The sequence below is a fragment of the Halomonas sp. 113 genome (assembly GCF_904067645.1).
Lineage (GTDB): Bacteria > Pseudomonadota > Gammaproteobacteria > Pseudomonadales > Halomonadaceae > Vreelandella > Vreelandella titanicae.
The window spans coordinates 4,442,671-4,457,827 of the sequence record NZ_LR881453.1 but is presented as its reverse complement, the minus strand read 5'-3'; the positions used below and the strand labels follow the sequence as shown (position 1 = coordinate 4,457,827).

General features: G+C 55.1%; 15 protein-coding genes. 7 read left to right on the top strand and 8 right to left on the bottom strand.

The window, feature by feature from the left end; translation table 11 throughout:
• Positions 1-23 precede the first annotated feature (23 nt).
• The 3 genes from dctP to YERSI8AC_RS20885 all read right to left on the bottom strand — a co-directional run bounded on the left by dctP (position 24) and on the right by YERSI8AC_RS20885 (position 3,963).
• Positions 24-1,058: a TRAP transporter substrate-binding protein DctP gene (gene dctP, locus YERSI8AC_RS20895; RefSeq protein WP_009285955.1), complete on the bottom strand. Its 1,035-nt coding sequence runs from the start codon at positions 1,056-1,058 to the stop codon at positions 24-26.
• Between the two features lie 126 nt (positions 1,059-1,184).
• Positions 1,185-2,111, bottom strand: a complete 927-nt coding sequence (locus YERSI8AC_RS20890; RefSeq protein ID WP_009285954.1) for a LysR family transcriptional regulator — start codon at positions 2,109-2,111, stop codon at positions 1,185-1,187.
• 178 nt (positions 2,112-2,289) lie between these two features.
• Complete coding sequence (locus tag YERSI8AC_RS20885) at positions 2,290-3,963, bottom strand: isovaleryl-CoA dehydrogenase (RefSeq protein WP_159177467.1); 1,674 nt, start codon at positions 3,961-3,963, stop codon at positions 2,290-2,292.
• 244 nt (positions 3,964-4,207) lie between these two features.
• On the opposite strand from YERSI8AC_RS20885, the gene YERSI8AC_RS20880 reads away from it, so the two are divergent.
• From YERSI8AC_RS20880 to YERSI8AC_RS20870, 3 genes are all read left to right on the top strand, one after another.
• Entirely contained in the window at positions 4,208-4,501 is a 294-nt protein-coding gene (locus YERSI8AC_RS20880) for a hypothetical protein (RefSeq protein ID WP_027957100.1), read from the top strand.
• A 21-nt stretch (positions 4,502-4,522) separates the two neighbouring features.
• Positions 4,523-4,771, top strand: coding sequence for a YciI family protein (locus tag YERSI8AC_RS20875; RefSeq protein ID WP_159177466.1), 249 nt, complete (start codon positions 4,523-4,525; stop codon positions 4,769-4,771).
• A gap of 251 nt (positions 4,772-5,022) precedes the next feature.
• Entirely contained in the window at positions 5,023-5,550 is a 528-nt protein-coding gene (locus tag YERSI8AC_RS20870; RefSeq protein ID WP_022521653.1) for an HPP family protein, read from the top strand.
• A gap of 2 nt (positions 5,551-5,552) precedes the next feature.
• Here YERSI8AC_RS20870 and YERSI8AC_RS20865 read toward each other — a convergent pair whose 3' ends face one another.
• Positions 5,553-6,125, bottom strand: a complete 573-nt coding sequence (locus YERSI8AC_RS20865; RefSeq protein WP_009285951.1) for a gamma-glutamylcyclotransferase — start codon at positions 6,123-6,125, stop codon at positions 5,553-5,555.
• Between the two features lie 130 nt (positions 6,126-6,255).
• Here YERSI8AC_RS20865 and YERSI8AC_RS20860 point away from each other — a divergent pair, with 130 nt between their 5' ends.
• Positions 6,256-7,110 carry a sirohydrochlorin chelatase gene (locus YERSI8AC_RS20860; protein ID WP_159177465.1) on the top strand — a complete coding sequence of 285 codons (855 nt, stop codon included), beginning with the start codon at positions 6,256-6,258 and terminating at the stop codon, positions 7,108-7,110.
• Positions 7,111-7,224: 114 nt separating this feature from the next.
• Complete coding sequence (locus YERSI8AC_RS20855) at positions 7,225-8,814, top strand: ABC-F family ATPase (protein ID WP_022521655.1); 1,590 nt, start codon at positions 7,225-7,227, stop codon at positions 8,812-8,814.
• A 46-nt stretch (positions 8,815-8,860) separates the two neighbouring features.
• Here the strand turns inward: YERSI8AC_RS20855 and YERSI8AC_RS20850 are convergent, their stop codons facing one another.
• Positions 8,861-9,463 carry a cell division protein ZipA C-terminal FtsZ-binding domain-containing protein gene (locus tag YERSI8AC_RS20850; protein ID WP_039857361.1) on the bottom strand — a complete coding sequence of 201 codons (603 nt, stop codon included), beginning with the start codon at positions 9,461-9,463 and terminating at the stop codon, positions 8,861-8,863.
• A gap of 40 nt (positions 9,464-9,503) precedes the next feature.
• The gene (locus tag YERSI8AC_RS20845) at positions 9,504-9,767 is read right to left on the bottom strand and encodes a TspO/MBR family protein (RefSeq protein WP_022521657.1); all 264 of its coding nucleotides are present in this window, start codon (positions 9,765-9,767) and stop codon (positions 9,504-9,506) included.
• 216 nt (positions 9,768-9,983) lie between these two features.
• Between YERSI8AC_RS20845 and YERSI8AC_RS20840 the strand changes: the two genes are divergently transcribed.
• On the top strand, positions 9,984-10,829 hold the full coding sequence (locus YERSI8AC_RS20840) for a helix-turn-helix transcriptional regulator (protein WP_022521658.1): 846 nt from the start codon (positions 9,984-9,986) through the stop codon (positions 10,827-10,829).
• Positions 10,830-10,833: 4 nt separating this feature from the next.
• Here YERSI8AC_RS20840 and YERSI8AC_RS20835 read toward each other — a convergent pair whose 3' ends face one another.
• Complete coding sequence (locus YERSI8AC_RS20835) at positions 10,834-12,333, bottom strand: aldehyde dehydrogenase (RefSeq protein ID WP_159177464.1); 1,500 nt, start codon at positions 12,331-12,333, stop codon at positions 10,834-10,836.
• Positions 12,330-13,577: a M20 family metallo-hydrolase gene (locus YERSI8AC_RS20830; protein ID WP_159177463.1), complete on the bottom strand. Its 1,248-nt coding sequence runs from the start codon at positions 13,575-13,577 to the stop codon at positions 12,330-12,332. The genes YERSI8AC_RS20835 and YERSI8AC_RS20830 overlap by 4 nt, the downstream gene beginning before the upstream one ends.
• A 154-nt stretch (positions 13,578-13,731) precedes the next feature.
• On the opposite strand from YERSI8AC_RS20830, the gene YERSI8AC_RS20825 reads away from it, so the two are divergent.
• A complete protein-coding gene (locus YERSI8AC_RS20825) occupies positions 13,732-15,138 on the top strand; it encodes an aminotransferase (protein ID WP_201304251.1) in 1,407 nt (468 codons plus the stop codon).
• Positions 15,139-15,157 lie beyond the last annotated feature (19 nt).

The following is a 15,157-nucleotide window of genomic DNA, read 5'->3' as shown; positions in this document are numbered from 1 at the left end:
CCAGCCCCTGTTGTTAACAGCCGTTAGTCGAGCAGTTCGCTCATGCCTGCATCTTCCAGGGCCATATCGATCCAGCGTTGCTCGATATCACGTTCTTCGAGCCACTCAAGATAGGCGGGCTGTCCAATGTCGCGGAAAGCGGTGAGCTCCTCTTCAGAAGGGCGAATCACTTCCATACCTTGCTCTTCCAGGTAGGCGATACGTGCCTCAACCTGTTCCTCGTTGTGCTCACGGGCATTGTGATTAGCTTCGGAGACGGCCTCCATAAAGGTGCTGCGAAGCTCATCGTCCCAACCTGCGATCATGTCGCTATTGCCCACCAGGAACTGATCGGAGTATTGGATATTGGCTAGGGTCAGGTAATCCTGCACTTCGTAGAGGCTGCCCAGGATGATATACATCGGCGGGTTCATCTGGCCGTCGGCCACTCCTGTACGCAGTCCCATGTAGGTCTCTGTCCAGGGAATGGGAGTACCGGAGGCACCGAAGGATTCATAGAGGGCTACCTGGCTGGGATCCATGGCCCGGAAACGCAGCCCTTCGAAGTCGTCCGGGTGGCTGATAGGCCGTTCATTGTTGGTGAATGCCAGGAAGCCCCCCTCTTCGACGACCGCCAGCATATCGATACCGGCACGCTCCTGCAGAGCATTACTGACTTCCTGCCAATACTCTCCTTCATCGAAGAAGCTACGCGCCGCCGCAAAGTCGTCGAACAGAAACGGAATAGCGCTGACGAAGATCTCATCAACGAGAGGAGAGACGCCTGCAAATGACGCCACGTTGAGCATGGGCGTATTCATGGTTTGTTCCATGCGCTCCTCTTCATCACCCAGCATGCTATTCGGGTAGAGCTCAAGCTGTATCTCACCGTCAGTTTTTTCGTCTACCAACGTTTTAAGGTTCTCTGCAAAGACGTGGACAGCATTCTTTTCGGGATCTGGGGCACCGTTGTAACTCAGATTAATGGTGGTAGCTGCAAGAGTGTTTCCTGCCATCATGGCAGAGCCAATCAGGCAAGCCGAGATGAGTCGTTTGGGTGAAAAGTGCTGAGTAAACATCGTAAGTCTCCTGGTTTATTGTCGTGAGCTATGAGGCGCTAAGGGCGCGTTATTGGATTTATAAGGAGTGCTTACTAGAAGACTATGTATTGAGGTGTTGACTATGCAATACCTAAACTGTGGCTTTTATTGCAACAGTCGTGGTGCATCGGCGGAGAAAAAGCGCATGCCTTTGTGCAAATGATCGATGCAAGTGATTGAGGCGACCGGGAGTTCCTGCCCTTTCAGGCTAACAATTTGTGCCCGCGTACCGTTCATCACCGGGTACTGCATGGGTAGTGTGAAGATCTCACCGCGCTCAATCTCATCCGCTACGGTGAGTTCGGGCATAAACGTAACGCCGATGCCTGAGCGGACGAAATTCTTTAACACCGAAACAGAGTTGGTGTGCAGGCGTGCTTCAAGATGAATGCGCTCCTGGTGGGCCACCATATTGACCATTTGCCGCATACCAAAAGGATTGTCCATTAACGCCAGGGGCCACCCCTTTAAGTCATGCAGGGTTACCGGGCGGTTAAGATCACTTAGTGGGTGATTGGGGGGCACAATCACATCGAGCGGCTGGCGCGTTTCCACGTGGCAGAAAAGTTGCGGGTCTACCGGCGGTGCATAAAGTAGCGCTATATCCACTTCACGATCTTTGAGTAACGACATCGCTTCGTTGACACCCGCCATGCGAATTTCGACATTGATACCGGAAAACGCTGACATAAAAGTGCCTAACGGTGCGGCGATCAGGTCAGCGATAAACCCTTCTCCCACGGCAATACGAACTTCCCCTTTCGTTAGGCTTTGAAGTGCCATTAGCTGGGAAAGCACCGCTTCTTCTGAAGCCCGCTGGGCATGAAAATGGTGCACCAGTAGCTGGCCCGCTGCGGTTGCGCGCATCCCTCTTCCGTGCCGCTCGCATAGCTGGGTATCCAACTCTTCTTCTAGTGCTTTTAGTTGGCGGCTAACGGCAGAAGCATCGACATTCAGGTGGGCCGCGGCGCGCCTGAGCGAGCCGCGGCGAATCACTTCATTGAGGTAGGTTAATGCACGCTGGTTAAGCATAAAACACGCCTGTAGTGGAGTGTTTTATATCTTACCCGCTATCACATTATTGCTGGCTCTTAATGTAAATAGTTTTTTAATGTGATTAGTTTTACGCGATCGGTTTTAGCCTGGAAGACGGCCATAGTCGTGAACGCTTATTCCACGGGGCTTATTCCAAGGACTCACTCCAAGGGTGTTATTCCACGGGCCGGGCACGCTGGATGATTGCCGCGCAATCCAGCCCGGTGGGTAGCGTGCCTGTATTGAGGCCACTGCGGTCGGCAAGGCGACCAGCGCAGAATGCATCGGCCACATAAGCGGGGGCGTGCTGAACCAGCAGGGCGCCCTGTAACGCTAGGGCCATGCCGTCCGCCAGTTGGCGGGCGCGGTACTGGAGCGTTTGAGTATCCTGCATCTGCCGCTGTAATTGGTGGATAAAACGGTCAAGATGCCCATTGGCGCCCTGTGAAAGGCCGAGTTCGGCGAAGTAGGCGTCGAGTACTTCGGGCTGTTTTTCAATCGCGCGCAGGATATCCAAGCACTGCACATTTCCGCTGCCTTCCCAAATGGCGTTGATGGGCGACTCGCGAAACAGGCGCGCCATTATGTGGGTCTCCATGACGCCGCTTCCACCAATCACCTCCATTGCCTCGTATGCGTGGTGGGGCGTGCGTTTACATATCCAGTACTTGCCCACAGGGGTGGCGATTCGCGAAAGCAGGCGCTCATGCTCGTTGTCCTGATGATCCATGGCGCGGGCCATACGCAGCATTAAGGTGGTGGCGGCTTCGCTCTCAATAGCCAAGTCAGCGAGCACATTTTGCATCAGCGGCTGCTCGCTGAGCCGCTTCCCAAAGGCATGCCGATGAGAGGCGTGATGAATGGCCTGGGCGGTGGCTTGGCGCATTCCGGCAGCTGAACCAATCATGCAGTCGTAGCGGGTCATGGCGACCATCTCGATGATGGTGCGCACGCCGCGGCCTTCATCGCCCACCATCCAGGCAAAGGCGCCCCGCAGCTCGGTCTCGCTGGAAGCATTCGATACATTGCCCATTTTACGTTTTAGCTGCTGTATATGAAGCGGGTTCTTACTGCCGTCGGGCCGCCAGCGTGGCAGCAAGAAACAGCTCAAGCCACTGGGCGCCTGGGCGAGTACCAGAAATGCATCGCACATTGGCGCGGAGACAAACCATTTATGCCCCACCAGCTCAAAAGCTTCCCCCGGCCCGCCTTGATCAATCGGGTAGGCGCGGGTGGTGTTCAAACGCACATCGGAGCCGCCCTGCTTTTCGGTCATTGCCATGCCCAGAGTGAGGCCCTGTTTCTCGAAATAGGGGACGTTGCGCGGGTCGTAATGTGGGGCGGTGATTTTATCGCCCCAGCTCTCAAGCAGGCTGGGTTGATGGCGCAGTGCGGGCAGGGCTGCAAAGGTCATGGTAATCGGACAGCCGTGGCCCGCTTCTACCTGGGCCTGTAAAAAGTAGTTGGCGGCCCGATAAACATGCGCACCGGTCCGAGGGGTTCGCCAGGGGCTAGCATGCAAGCCGTGCTCTATCGCCGTTTGCATAAGCTGATGATAGGCGGGATGAAACTCGATCAAATCGACCCGATGGCCTTGCTGGTCGTGGGTCACTAACTGGGGGGAGTAACGGTTGGCCTCAACCCCCAAGGCAATCGCCTCAGCAGAGCCCGCCCACTGGCCAAACGTCTTGAGTGGGGCATCGTCGTCAGACCCGCTTTCACGGTTAACGCCTTCCTGAAGAACGCGATCAGCTGTGTAGCTATTGTAGCTTTCCAGCGGTGGCGGCTGGTTTTCTACCTGGTGAGTGCTAGCTTGGAGTTGATCGGCCAGGGGGTAATGATGGTTCATGGCAGGCACCTAGCGCGTAACGACGATAAGGGTGATTGTTTAAACGAACGTTTTACGGCTCATATATTTTGGAGCGTTTATGAGAGCATAGTTGCTGGACGGAGTAGTTGCTGGACGGAAAAGTCGCTAAAAACGGAAGGCGAAGAGGGGGAGGGATGGATCCTGCTTTGCTCAGTCAGCGTATTTAACCGACAATGCCGCTTATCCTTCTCAGTCACGGGTACTATCGATGCAAGCAAACGCGATGCAGACAAACGGCTTTTTTGACGAAATTGGCGAAACTATCGGTGAAGCCATCCGCGTGGTGGTGGAGTTTCTGCTGGGCATTTTCACCAACTTCTTCGGTGCGTTCGGCGATTTCATCGATGGCCTGACGCGTTCGCTGGGAATCAGTGATTCCTTTTTCAGCATTGCTGTCTTAGTGATTGGGCTGCTGATTCTGTGGGGCGGTTTGCGCGCTTTTCTGCGAGGCTCGATAATCGGCGGTATTGTACGTACCGTATTGGGGCTGTTTATTCTTTCGTGGTTGATGATGTAGACACACTGAGAGGAGGAGTAGATGAAGCAGTTTGCGTTGATCGCCTATGATTACACCGATGAGGGGGCCTTAAACCGCCGCCTGGCTTGTCGCGAGCTGCACCTGGAAGGACTGCGTAATCTCTATCGGTCGGGTAATTTCGTAAGTGGTGGGGTAGTGCTGAACGATGAAGGTAAAATGATCGGTTCAAATGCACATTTCAGATTTGCTACTCGAGAAGATTTAGAGGCTTGGCTGGCGCAAGAGCCTTATATGACTGAGCGTGTCTAGGAGCAGGTCGATATACGCGAAGTTAAGCTGTTTGATCCCTCTATATAGTATGACGAACGAGCTCGGGTATTGTTTATAAAAAATGTCATAAAATAATGCCCCCGTTTCTCTCCTTGGTTAACACCCCATACACTGATGATGAGCAATCGCGTTGCCCTTGAGTCAGTTTCATCAGGGGCATGATAGATTGTCATTTGCTTATTTGGTGCATTTTGGCATCATTTGCACTCATTTTGTGCAAAGCGAGTGTAATGAAAACTTATCTTGGCAAGATGCGGGGGCAGCCAGTCAAGCGTGCCCGGGTAGGCTGGCAGGATGCTTTTTGGTCATGGGTCGGGGCCTTTACTGGTATGGCGGTCATTTGCTGGTTAAGCTCGGCGTGGCTGTCACAACAACTGCTCATCGTAGGCTCCTTCGGCGCAACCTCGGTGCTCATCTACGCAGCACCTGAAAGCCCTTTTGCCCAGCCCAGCCATGTACTCTTTGGCAGCGTGCTCTCCGCGGGTATTGGCGTTGCTTGCTACCAACTGCTGGGAGCGACCCCCCTCTCAATGGCTCTGGCCGTATCACTGTCGGTGCTGGGTATGCAGCTAACCCATACTGTTCACCCACCAGGAGCCGCGGCGGCTCTGATTGCGGTAGGCGGGGGTGCCAGCGTTCATCAACTGGGGTGGTGGTATCCTCTTTTGCCAATCGGAGCGGGCAGTATAGTGATGCTGGTAATCGCCATATTGGTCAATAACCTTGCCCGTCACCGCCGTTATCCGCGCTACTGGTAATGTTAAAATTGGCTCAGCTGTTGTTCCAGAGCAAAGATATGGGCATCTTTGGCGCCTAGTTCCCGCAGCGCCACGGCGAGGTTGACCAAGTAGTCGCGGTTGGGGCCGCTGGGCCCATGGGCGTTGGCAATTTGCTGGGCGATCTCATCAAGCGGCGCGTCGCCCAAAAAGGCCGGATTGTCATCGCTGGCCAGATAAATAAGCCCTTCGCTCTGTTCGGTTCCGTTGCCTTTCTCGTCCATAAACGTCAGCGGTACTTTTTCCCGCAAATAGCCGTTCTTCTCCCGCACATCCAACGGCGCGAGCACTTCCGGGGCAATGCGGTAGGCCATGCCGTGGCAAATCGAATCTTTGGCGCGGATCAGCGTTGCCACCCGCCCAGGCGCTTCAGGCGTGCCGCGGTGATCATGGGAGCCCTGCCAAAATCGCCGCTCCCAGCCGTGTATATACGCCGGGCGGCGCTCCAGGTAGGCAAAGTCAGCCTTCCAAATCAGTGAGCCGTAGCCGAATAGCCATATCGCCGCATGGCCTTCGAAGAAGTTTCTTTGCTGGTTAAGTGCAGTGGTATCAAGCATCGGTATCAGGCAGCGTTTTTAAGGCACATTTTTCAAGTAACATGGGGGCCAACGACGGTGTAAAACCACCATCTTAACATGTCACGGTTGATCACCCACACGATTGTCAAGACCACGACTGGAGGCAGCCATGCGCGCGATTTTTCTGGTGGATAACGGCTCGCTACGAGCGCAGGCAACGCTGAATTTACGCCGCGTGGCGGCTTCGCTTAGCGGGCTTGTAGGCGAAACCGTGCAGGCGGCCTCGCTGCTGCACTCCAATAAGATTCCTGCGGATGAGGTGGGAGGTATTCCCGCCACTACCCTTGGCCCCGCCGCGGAACGCAGTGCCGAACAGGGGGCAACGGAGATTATCGTGCTACCGTTCTTTTTTGGCCCCAGCAAAGCGCTGACGGGTTATCTGCCCGAGCGCATGGCCACGCTGCAGGAGCGCTTTCCCCACGTTAAGGTGCGGGTAGCCCAGCCCTTAGTGGATGAGTTCGGCGATAACGACCTGCGTTTAGCCCATCTGCTGGCCGATAACGTGCGCGACAAGCTTCGCCCAGGTACTAAACCGCATGTGGCGCTGGTGGATCACGGCAGCCCGATTCCTGAGGTTACCGCCGTACGCAACCGCCTGGCGGGGCAGCTTAGCGTGCTGCTAGCCGATGACGTAGCGTGTGTTGCCGCTGCCTCCATGGAGCGGCGCGAGGGCGATGAGTACCGCTTTAATGAGCCACTGCTGGAAAACTTGCTGGCGCTACCCGAGTTTAAGATAGGCTCGGTGATCCTGGCGATGCTGTTTCTTTCGCCGGGGCGCCACGCCGGGGAGGGCGGCGATATTGCCGAGATTTGTGCAGCGGCTGAACAGCAGTATCCAGGGCTTTCCATTACCACGACGAAGCTGGTGGGGGAGCATCAAGGGATCGTTGATATATTGCACTCGCGGCTGCGCCAAGCGCTTGATGATGAACGCTTTCTACTCGATATCCTGGCAATCGCCTGACGCCACTAGGGTTTGATGGGTGAATACACGCCTAATAGCGCGTAGAATCGCGAGCCTTTCTATTCGTTGTAAGCTGTCGTCGTTACTGACAATGCGCTAACCAGGGCTCCTTTTGTGATCGCTACCGCCAATATCACCATGCAGTTTGGGGCCAAGCCCCTGTTTGAAAATGTCTCCGTTAAATTCAATAACGGCAACCGTTACGGCCTGATTGGCGCGAACGGCTGCGGCAAATCCACCTTTATGAAAATTCTCGGTGGCGATTTGGAGCCCACTTCCGGCCAGGTGATGCTGGATAGCAGTACACGGCTGGGTAAGCTGCGTCAGGATCAGTTTGCGTTTGAAAACGAGCGGGTGATCGATACCGTCATCATGGGCAATGTAGAGCTCTGGTCGGTCGCCGCTGAGCGTGAACGCATTTACTCCCTGGCAGAGATGAGCGAAGAGGACGGCATGGCCGTCGCTGACCTGGAAGTGCGCTTCGCCGAGCTGGACGGCTACACCGCCGAGCCCCGCGCAGGCGAACTGCTGCTAGGTCTGGGAATTCCCATTGAGCAACACACGGGCCCGATGAGCGAAGTTTCTCCCGGCTGGAAGCTGCGCGTGCTGCTCGCCCAGGCGCTATTCGCTGACCCGGATGTACTGTTGCTGGATGAGCCGACCAACCACCTGGATATCAACACCATCCGCTGGCTGGAAGATATTCTTAAAGCGCGCAGCAGCACCATGATCATCATCTCCCACGACCGCCACTTCCTGAACAGCGTTTGTACCCATATGGCAGATCTGGATTACGGTGAAATCACCCTGTTCCCGGGTAACTACGATGATTACATGACCGCCGCCACCGCCGTTCGCGAGCGTCAGCACTCGGATAACGCCAAGAAAAAGGCCCAGATTGCCGAGCTGCAGCAGTTCGTGAGCCGCTTCTCCGCTAACGCCTCGAAAGCTAAGCAGGCTACGTCTAGAGCGCGTCAAATCGATAAAATCAAACTGGAAGATATCAAGCCTTCCAGCCGCGTAAGCCCCTTTATCCGCTTTGATCAGGCGAAGAAAATCCACCGTAATGCCGTCAACGTGGACGGCATTACCAAGAGCTATGAGGGCGACAAGCCGCTGTTCGAGCGTCTTTCCATGACCGTGGAAGCCGGTGAGCGCATTGCTATTATCGGCCCCAACGGCATCGGCAAAACCACGCTGCTGAAAACCCTGGCGGGCGAGTTACACCCGGACGCGGGCGAAGTGAAGTGGACCGAAGCCGCTGAAGTGGGGGTTTTTGCTCAGGATCACAGCGACGACTTTGCCGTCGATGCCACGTTGTTTGAGTGGATGTCAGCATGGACTCAAGGTGGCGAGCAGGTGGTTCGCGGTGCTCTGGGGCGGATGCTGTTTTCCAGCGACGATATTGGAAAATCGGTGAAGGTCATTTCCGGTGGCGAGCAGGGGCGCATGCTGTTTGGTAAGTTAATCCTTACTCAGCCCAACGTAATGCTGATGGATGAGCCGACTAACCACTTGGATATGGAGTCTATCGAGGCGTTGAACCTGGCCCTGGAGAACTACCCCGGCACGCTGATGTTTGTGAGCCACGACCGTGAGTTCGTCTCGTCACTGGCCACGCGCATTATTGATATGCAGCCGGAAGGCATTGTCGATTTCAGCGGCAGCTACGATGACTACCTGCGCAGCCAAGGAGTCGTGTGACGCTGTTTTTTTCAGCATGGTTCTTTGTAAGAATAGCTCTGTAAATCTATTCGCCGATAATTTGCTCAAAAGTGCTGTCGGTGGCGAGTTCGCGCTCGTCATTGAGCATTTTGCCGCTAAACACCGTCTGCATCTCTTTGGCGAGTTCTACGTAGACATGCATTTGTTGATTACGTCGCTTACGTAGCGGTGGTTTCACTAATAAGCTAATACCCTTGATGGGCTCATGAGTTTCCCCGCGCAGCAGGTCAGGCATTTCCCCCGGTGGAAAGGCGTTGGCGATAGTGACTGGGTTGGAAGGCTGTTGGCCGTCGATTAAAAATATCTTCTTGAGCGCGTCGTAGTGAGCGTCTTTCTCCCGCAGCCACTGGGTAAGGCGCTCGTCTGAATCTTCACTGGGTTGATCAAAGATTATAAAAAGCGAATGCTGCTTCACTTTTTTAGTTTGCTTTGAGGGTGCAGGGGTGTCAGGTTCTTGAGCTTTTTCAGAGTTGTCTGCTTGTACCGGACGAGGCGCAGCGGCTTTCGCTTTCGCTGCGCGCCGTCGGCGGCGCCAGGGCACAATGACATATATAAATATCGCTGTTGCCATTGCGCCTAATACCAGCGATGCGAAGGCGAGTACTATTATAGTAGTGGTGCGATCCATACTCTCAGAATCCTTTTTTTAATCAGCGCTCAGGCTTTATTTAGCCGACGACAGTTTGTTTACGCCCAAAGAACAGCCACGACCACGCGGCATTGACCATAAGCTGCAGCGCGTAAGCCGCTAAGCTTGCTGAGCGCCATACTGAGTCATTCGCCATATAAATACGCCAAGCGACGATAGCCATCAACAAATACAGTATGCCCCAAGCGAAGGGGAAAGCGATATTCGGTGGTGTCCAGCTTGGCTTACTTAGTTCGCGGAACCAACCATCAGGCCGAAAGCGCGCACCCAGTCGTGGCGGCAAGGCCGACGAGCAGTAGAGACACCAGCAGCGCTAATAGCGAAGCAAGCATTCATTACCTGTATGTTCAAACGAAAGAATCAATAGCCTAGCAGCGTTTATCCAAGAGGCTCAACACAAAGTAATCACGAGCCGCAATGAGTCAATTGTATTGCCTGAGTTTACCGTGTTCGCGCAAGGCAGTATTGTTTTGTCAAACAACCTAATGAAGCGCTACTCATGAAATACTGCTCAACAACCGATGATATCGATAGTACCTTTCTGGCAAGTGCGGGAAGTGCTGCTTGGCATCGGCATATGGCGAGCTTGGTACGCTCATCGGGACAGCGCGATTTCCCCGTTCGTCTGGAGCAAGTGCTGCGCGCGCTAACCGGTTTCGATACGATTCTGATCAATACCTACAAAGGGCGTCATAGACCACTACTGATTCACGACGATTACCCGTCAGAAAATCGCCCTCAAGCGATAGATCGCTACCTCAGCGGTGCGTATTTATTGGATCCTTTTTTTACCGCCATGAGTGGTGGCCTGGATAGCGGTGTGCACCGGTTGCGGGAGCTAGCCCCTGATCGTTTTGAATCCAGTGATTACTATGCCCACTATTATCGCGCGTTAGGATTGGCGGATGAGGTTGGTCTCTTCGCACGTGTGGGGGATGATGTCTTGATGGTGGTATCGCTGGGCTTTCAGGCAGAAGCTCCCTTGAAACGACGTGCATTGCAGGTGTTGAAGAATGTGGTGCCGATGATCGAAACCTTGTTGATGGAGTTCTGGAAATGGCAGGGCGTCCTCTTCCAGCCGACATTGGAAAAGGACGCCCCGGTGGAAGCTGCCTTCGTAAGCTTTGGCCGAGAGGTTTTAACGGCACGTGAACAGGAAATCGTTCGTCTGTTGCTTGCGGGGCACTCGACCAAATCAGCGGCCCGGGAACTGGATATCAGCGATGGCACTGTGAAGGTACACCGCAAGCATATTTACCAGCGTCTGGATGTCTCCAGTCAATCGCAGTTGTTCCAGCTATTTCTTGAACACGTGGCTCTCATTTCCCGGCAGTTGAGAGGTTAAGGTGCTAGGTTTGTAGCGCCATCCAGATGGTTTTGATCTCGGTATACTCGTCAAGCGAGTGAAGCGATTTATCCCGTCCATTACCGGATTGCTTAACCCCACCGAACGGCACTGTCATGTCCGGGCCTGCCCAGTTGTTAACGTAGACCTGCCCGGAGTGCAGCTTGCGTGAGACGCGCATAATACGATCAATGTCCTGGCTCCAGACGGCGGCCGCCAAGCCGTAGTCGCTGTCGTTGGCAAGTGTCAATGCCTCCTCTTCGGTATCGAAGCCAAACACCGACAGCACCGGCCCGAAGATCTCCTCGCGACCTATGGTCATGGCCGGGGTGACATCGTCAAACACGGTGGGAGGAATAAAGAGCCCGGAGCTATCTAATGGCTGTCCCCCGGTACGAAGCGTGGCACCCTCTTCCTGCCCCTGGCGGATATAATCAAGCACCCGCTGGTATTGAGTGTTATCGACCATCGCCCCCATAAAGCTTTGCGGGTCGAGTGGGTCGCCTGGTTGCATGGCAGCCGCAGCGTCCACCACTTTCTCGACGAAAGCGTGGCGAATGCTATTTTCCACCAACAGCCGCGAGCCAGCGATACAGACTTCACCTTGGTTATGAAAAATCGCAGCGGCTGCGTTTTGAGCTGCAACGTCTAGATTTTTGCAGTCGGCAAAGATGATGTTGGGGCTTTTGCCGCCGCACTCCAGATAAACGCGTTTCAAATTGGATTGGCCTGCGTACTGCATGAGCTGTTTGCCCACTTGAGTGGAGCCGGTAAAGGCGAGGCAGTCGACCTGCATCGACAGGGCTAGCGCTTTACCCACGGTATGGCCATAGCCGGGGAGTACTTGAAACACCCCGGCGGGTAGGCCCGCTTGTTGGCTTAGCTGGGCAAGGCGTAGCGCCGATAATGGCGATTTTTCTGACGGTTTGAGAATAACGCTGTTACCGGCCGCCAATGCCGGTGCAATCTTCCAGGTGGTCATCATGAGCGGGAAGTTCCAGGGGACGATGGAGACCACCACCCCGAGTGGCTCGCGCACAATCAGGCCGAGGTGTTGATCACCCGTCGGGGCCACCTCACCGTAAAGCTTATCGATACTTTCGGCGGTATAGCGCAGGCAGCCGATGGCGCCGTCAATATCCCCCAGCGCACTGGTAATCGGTTTTCCCATATCCAGAGTGTCTAGCAGGGCAAGCTCGTGCCTATGGGCCTGCATTAACGCCGCCAGTTCAAGTAACGTGGCTTTGCGCTGAGCTGGCGCGCGGCGCGACCACTCCCCCCGGTCAAAGGCCTGTCGAGCTGCGTGGGTAGCGAGCTCGGCATCGGCGTCATCGCAGCTGGCGACCTCTGCCAACACTTCACCGGTGGCTGGGTTCACCGTGGATAGGGTGGCGCCGCGCTGTGCATCGACAAAGGTGTCGTTGATATAGGCGCGGGTTTCAAAGGAGAGTGTGTCTGCCAGTGCTTGCCACTCGGCCAGGTTCGTTGGGACAGTTGTGCTCATTGGGTAACCTCAAGGTCGTTAGCGTTATGCAGTAGCGCGTCGCACAGCACCTGGGTGCCAAGTGCACACTGCTCTGGCGTTGAGTACTCGGCTTCGTTATGGCTAATGCCATCGCGGCAGGGAATGAAGATCATCGCGGTGGGCGCCACCCGTGATACATACACCGCATCATGGCCCGCCCCACTGAGCATACGGCGGTAAGCAATGCCGCGTGCCTTTGTGGCCTGCTCGATGGACGCAATGCACTGCTCGTTGAAGGCCACTACTGGGGAGTTCCAGAGGCGTTGCGGCGTTACTTTGACACCAAAGGCCTCTACTAAGGCCTCTAGCTCGCTATAGAAGCGAGCCTCCAGCGCGTCTAGCTGATCATCGTGCACATGACGTAGGTCGACCGTCATGGTGACCTGGGTGGGAATCACGTTGCGAGAAGGCGTATCGATCTCCAGACAGCCAAAGGTGACCTTGCTGTCGCCACTGGTGTCGCTGGCGGCGATAGCGTATAGCCGGTCAATGAGCCGGGCGGCAGCGGCCAGGGCGTCGTGACGATATGCCATGGGGGTGGTGCCCGCATGGGCAGCGTTGCCTTCGATCATCAGGTCAAACCAGCGCATCCCTTGCACCCCGGTGACCACACCGATATCTAAGCCCTCCTCTTCAAGCACCGGCCCCTGTTCGATATGCAGTTCCAGAAAACTGGCTAACCGAGGCTCGCCAATAGGCAGGCTTCCCTTCATGCCTGTCTCCTCAAGGGCCCGTTCAAAACTGATCCCCTGTTCGTCCTGGCGAGCGAGGGTCTCCTCCACAGTAAACACCCCCGCATAGGTGCCGGAAGCCATCATTGCAGGGGCAAAACGGCTGCCTTCCTCGTTCGTCCAAACGATCAGTTCCAGAGGTCGTTCGGTCACGATTTGGTGATCGTGTAGGGTGCGAAACACTTCCAGACCCGCGAGAACCCCCAGCACGCCGTCGAAACGACCGCCTTTGGGCTGTGTATCCAGGTGGCTGCCGACAGCGGCGGGCGCCAGATCCTCACGTGCGCCGGGCCGCCGGAAAAAAAGATTACCCACTGCATCACTGCGAACATGGCAGCCAATATCGGCGCACCACTCGATCAACTGCTGCCGACCGGCGGTATCTTCGGGGGTCAGTGCTAAGCGGTTGCTGCCGCCATTGGAGGTAGCGCCGATCTCTGCCATGGCCATTAAACTTGACCACAATCGCTGGCCATCGATGGAAACTTGCATGGCGTGTCTCCTGTTGTGTTTGTTGGGTTAAGGAGATCCACCATAGGAGGCCTTTCGCGCAGCCGATATACCCCAATGGGGATATATTCCCGACACTGTTTTCCCCGCTAGCCTGTGAAGTCACCTCAACAACGGCTTCCTAATAAGCGAGGGTATGACGATGACTCAACAGCAGGCGAAAGGCTCTTACGACGCGAAAGACCTTTGGCAAAAAGATAAAAATCACTTTATCCATCCCTTTACCGACTTCAGTGTGTTCCACGAAAACGGCTGTGACTTAATTACCGACAGTGATGGTATCTATGTCGAAGATGCACACGGCAACCGCTTTATCGATGGGATTGCCGGCCTGTGGTGTGTCAATGTGGGCCACGGCCGTGCCGAAATTGGCCAGGCGATGGCCGAGCAAGCCACACGCATGGCCTACTTTTCCACTTTTAATAATCTCTCCAATGCCCCGGCCACCGAGCTGGCGGCCAAGCTCTCAGAGCTTGCGCCTGCCCACTTGAACCATGTGTTTTATAGCTGCGGCGGGTCAACGGCAAACGATGCCACCATCCGGCTTGTGCATTACTACTTCAATCGCTTGGGCAAGCCTTCGAAAAAGCGGATCTTGTCGCGCACCAATGCCTACCACGGCACCACCTACATGGCGGCGAGCCTGACCGGTATCGCCAGCAATAACTGGCAGTTCGATACACTTGATCTGGTGACCCATCTGAGCGAAGCCAACTGCTATCGCCGCCCAGAGGGGATGAGTGAGGCCGAGTATTGTGATCACCTGGTCGATGAACTCGAGCAGACCATTGGCCGGCTAGGGGCGGATAACATAGCGGCCTTCATCGCAGAGCCCATCATGGGCGCAGGCGGTGTATTGGTGGCACCTCAGGGCTACCATTCCCGCGTGCAGGCCATATGCCGTGCCAACGATATTCTATTTATTGCCGATGAAGTGGTGACAGGCTTTGGTCGCTTAGGGCACTTCTTTGCTTCAGAAGCCGTGTTTGAGACCCAGCCCGATATTATCAATGTGGCGAAAGGGCTTTCATCTGGGTATGCCCCATTAGGTGCAACGCTGATATCTGACGCTCTGTATGCGGTACTAAGTACTCCTCAAGGCCCCGGCGGGGTATTGAGCACCGGCTTCACCTATTCCGGGCATCCCGTGAGCTGTGCTGCAGCGCTTAAAAATATCGAAATCATTGAGCGTGAAGGCATTTGTGAGAATGTTCGCGAAGTTGGCCCCTATCTTGAGTCCAAGCTCAAAACGCTCGCCTCTCATGAAACGGTAGGTGATATACGTGGCAGTCATTTCATGATGGCGATTGAAAATGTGGCTAATAAAACAACCAAAGAATTACTCCCCGTTGACGCGCGCGTAGGTGACCGCGTGGCCGCTGAAGCACAGAAACGTGGTTTGATTATTCGGCCGGTTGGTCATCTCAATATCATCTCGCCGCCCCTGATCTGGACGCGTCAAGTAGTCGACGACGTCGTTGCTATTCTCGACGAAGCGTTTGCCGCCACCACACGCTCACTTAAAGCGGATGGTTACCTATAAACACTGCTATTCGGGACGG

Excerpts from the sequence above, each read along its gene's own strand:
- dctP (WP_009285955.1), bottom strand. The coding sequence starts at position 1,058 with ATGTTTACTCAGCACTTTTCACCCAAACGACTCATCTCGGCTTGCCTG.
- YERSI8AC_RS20890 (WP_009285954.1), bottom strand. The coding sequence starts at position 2,111 with ATGCTTAACCAGCGTGCATTAACCTACCTCAATGAAGTGATTCGCCGC.
- YERSI8AC_RS20885 (WP_159177467.1), bottom strand. The coding sequence starts at position 3,963 with ATGAACCATCATTACCCCCTGGCCGATCAACTCCAAGCTAGCACTCAC.
- YERSI8AC_RS20880 (WP_027957100.1), top strand. The coding sequence starts at position 4,208 with ATGCAGACAAACGGCTTTTTTGACGAAATTGGCGAAACTATCGGTGAA.
- YERSI8AC_RS20875 (WP_159177466.1), top strand. The coding sequence starts at position 4,523 with ATGAAGCAGTTTGCGTTGATCGCCTATGATTACACCGATGAGGGGGCC.
- YERSI8AC_RS20870 (WP_022521653.1), top strand. The coding sequence starts at position 5,023 with ATGAAAACTTATCTTGGCAAGATGCGGGGGCAGCCAGTCAAGCGTGCC.
- YERSI8AC_RS20865 (WP_009285951.1), bottom strand. The coding sequence starts at position 6,125 with ATGCTTGATACCACTGCACTTAACCAGCAAAGAAACTTCTTCGAAGGC.
- YERSI8AC_RS20860 (WP_159177465.1), top strand. The coding sequence starts at position 6,256 with ATGCGCGCGATTTTTCTGGTGGATAACGGCTCGCTACGAGCGCAGGCA.
- YERSI8AC_RS20850 (WP_039857361.1), bottom strand. The coding sequence starts at position 9,463 with ATGGATCGCACCACTACTATAATAGTACTCGCCTTCGCATCGCTGGTA.
- YERSI8AC_RS20840 (WP_022521658.1), top strand. The coding sequence starts at position 9,984 with ATGAAATACTGCTCAACAACCGATGATATCGATAGTACCTTTCTGGCA.
- YERSI8AC_RS20835 (WP_159177464.1), bottom strand. The coding sequence starts at position 12,333 with ATGAGCACAACTGTCCCAACGAACCTGGCCGAGTGGCAAGCACTGGCA.
- YERSI8AC_RS20830 (WP_159177463.1), bottom strand. The coding sequence starts at position 13,577 with ATGCAAGTTTCCATCGATGGCCAGCGATTGTGGTCAAGTTTAATGGCC.
- YERSI8AC_RS20825 (WP_201304251.1), top strand. The coding sequence starts at position 13,732 with ATGACGATGACTCAACAGCAGGCGAAAGGCTCTTACGACGCGAAAGAC.